General features: G+C 70.8%; 1 protein-coding gene. It reads left to right on the top strand.

Annotation, left to right across the window (positions count from 1 at the left end):
- Positions 1–997, top strand: a 997-nt coding sequence (locus JaAD80_RS29070; protein ID WP_102299655.1) for a PLP-dependent aminotransferase family protein, incomplete at both ends; no start/stop codon positions are given.

Here is a 997-nt window from a genome sequence, read left to right as displayed (position 1 = left end):
GTGCTGGCGGCCGAACTGGGCGTGGCGCGCAATACGGTGCTGTACGCTTACGAGCAGCTGGCCAGCGAAGGGTTTGTCTTGCCGGACCGGCGCGGCACCGTGGTCGCGGGCAGCACCGGCGTGCCGGCGGCGCTGCCAGTGGTCGATGGCCAGGATGGCTTGTCGCGCCGCGCCCGCTATTTGCGCGGCGTGGCGGGACAGGATGTGAATGCTGCGCTGGTGTTTCCCGCTGATGCGATGGGCGCGTTCGCGCCTGGCGTGCCGGCGCTCGATGAATTCCCGCTGGCGCAGTGGCGGCGCATGCTGGAACGCGCCTGGCGCGCGCTGACGCCGCGCCAGCTCAATTACGGCGATCCGGCCGGCGAACCGGCATTGCGCATGGCCATTGCCGAGCATTTGCGCGTCGCGCGCGGCGTCGTCTGCGATGCGGGCCAGGTGTTCATCACGGATGGCACGCAGAGCAGCCTCGATGTGTGCCTGCGGGCGTTTGCCGACCAGGGCGAGACCCTGTGGATCGAGCATCCCGGCTATGGCGGCGCGCTGGCGGCAGGCCGTGGCGCCGGCTTGCAGGTGACCGGCATCGCCGTCGACATGGATGGCATCGCGCCGACGCACGCGGACTGGCTGGCCACGCCGCCGCGCCTGATCTATACGACGCCATCGCACCAGTATCCGACGGGCAGCGTGCTCAGTCCCGCGCGCCGCATGGCGCTGCTCGAACGCGCGCGCGCGGCCGGCGCCCTGATCATCGAGGATGATTACGACAGTGAATTTCGCCATGGCGGGCCACCGCTGGCCGCCATGCAGGGGCTGGTGGCGGACGCGCCCGTGGTGTACCTGGGCACGTTCAGCAAGACTATGTTTCCCGCCTTGCGCATCGCCTTTATCGTCGTGCCGGCCGCGCTGGCAGGGGCCTTCGCGCAGATGCAGGCACAGGGCGCGGCGCGCGGGCGGGTGGCCGAGCAGCTGGCGCTGGCCGAGTTCCTGCGCAGCGGCC

Source organism: Janthinobacterium sp. AD80, from assembly GCF_002878455.1.
Taxonomy (GTDB): Bacteria; Pseudomonadota; Gammaproteobacteria; order Burkholderiales; family Burkholderiaceae_D; genus Janthinobacterium.
This window is presented reverse-complemented; position numbering and strand designations above follow the sequence as displayed.